Source organism: Bartonella sp. MR110HLJHH (assembly GCF_042194225.1).
Taxonomy (GTDB): domain Bacteria; phylum Pseudomonadota; class Alphaproteobacteria; order Rhizobiales; family Rhizobiaceae; genus Bartonella; species Bartonella grahamii.
The window spans coordinates 4,104-5,332 of record NZ_JBHIMQ010000033.1; the positions used below are offsets into that span (position 1 = coordinate 4,104).

Annotated in this window: 1 protein-coding gene and 2 pseudogenes; all 3 read right to left on the reverse strand. The window is 45.6% G+C overall.

Annotated features, from left to right (window positions below):
- A pseudogene (locus ACFIKB_RS08820) lies at positions 1-715 on the reverse strand (hypothetical protein); the annotation flags it as partial.
- 21 nt (positions 716-736) lie between these two features.
- Positions 737-970 carry a hypothetical protein gene (locus ACFIKB_RS08825; protein WP_015856223.1) on the reverse strand — a complete coding sequence of 78 codons (234 nt, stop codon included), beginning with the start codon at positions 968-970 and terminating at the stop codon, positions 737-739.
- A 9-nt stretch (positions 971-979) separates the two neighbouring features.
- A pseudogene (locus ACFIKB_RS08830) lies at positions 980-1,229 on the reverse strand (phage tail protein); the annotation flags it as partial.

Consider the following 1,229-nt stretch of genomic DNA (forward strand, 5'->3'; position numbering starts at 1 on the left):
CTGCCGCCGTTTCTGCAACATTCTTCACCTCACCCATCACCTGCTTGGCATCATCAAAAGCGCTCTTGGTTTGTTCGGAAAGTGTTTTTGCATCTCCTGCCGTTGCCTTGGCTTCTCTTGCCTCTGTCAAAGCTGTCTCTACTGTGCCTTGAACTTGTGTCACTATTTGAGAGCTTTCCGTGACCGCTGTCGTCACTCTATCGGCTGCACCTTTAGTATCCTCCGCAATACGCTTGGCTTCTTGCGCTAACCTCTCTGCCGCTTCTGATTTCATCTTGGCATCTTCTGAAGAAGCTTTCGATATCTCTGCTGTTGTCTTGGCGGCATTGGATGCTGTTAATGCCGTATTTGCCTGCTCTAAAGCTGTATCAGCTGTCGTCTTGGCTTCAGAAGCTACAGTAACTGCACTCGCTGCTGTGCCTGCTGCTTGTGCTATCGTCGTCGCTGCTGCATCCGATAATTCCTTGACACTATCTGCTATAGTTTTCGCTTGATCTGCTGTTTGTTGCGCGCCATTCGCACGCGCCATGGCTTTTTCTGCTTCTTTCCTTGCATTAACAACCTGCTCTAAGGGCGCAAAGGTTTCATACGAATACAAAGACGCCGTCCCTAAAAGCTTCGGAACAACAACACTGTCTTGAGAAGTTCCTGCTATCATTTCTTCTCTCGTCGCGACAGGTATCAAATATTCATGTTCATGATCGGGTATCTTCATCTGCTTTCGTCCTCACATCATTCAGAGTACTTCGTCTAATGAACACTCTTTCAAATCTTCAAACTCTTCTCTTAAAGCCTCTAAGCGCTTCTCTAAATCTTTTAACGATCCATCAAGATCGGCTTTCAAAGCGGCTTTCAGTAAATCAAAAACGCCATTAAGCGGCGCATGTACAAAACCTCCCCCAGAATACAAAACGACCCGTACTTGAGACGGGTCGCTAATCTCTGATATCGCAAACGGTTTTAATGACATTTCAACTCCTCATGTCTTGATCCCATAAATGACACTCACATTAACGGGGCGCGTTTCAACACCACCAACCCTCTCTGCCATAAGGTGATGTTCATGATGCTCTCTGTCATTCAGCCCTTCTGTTATAGGCGTTGAATAATATAAAAAATTAGCAAACGGGCTCCTGATAAACCAAGGTAAACGAGGCGGTTTATCTTTTTCTGTAAACCAAAATGGAACCTCTGAAATGCCCACTATTCGGTCAAATTCTTCATGACAT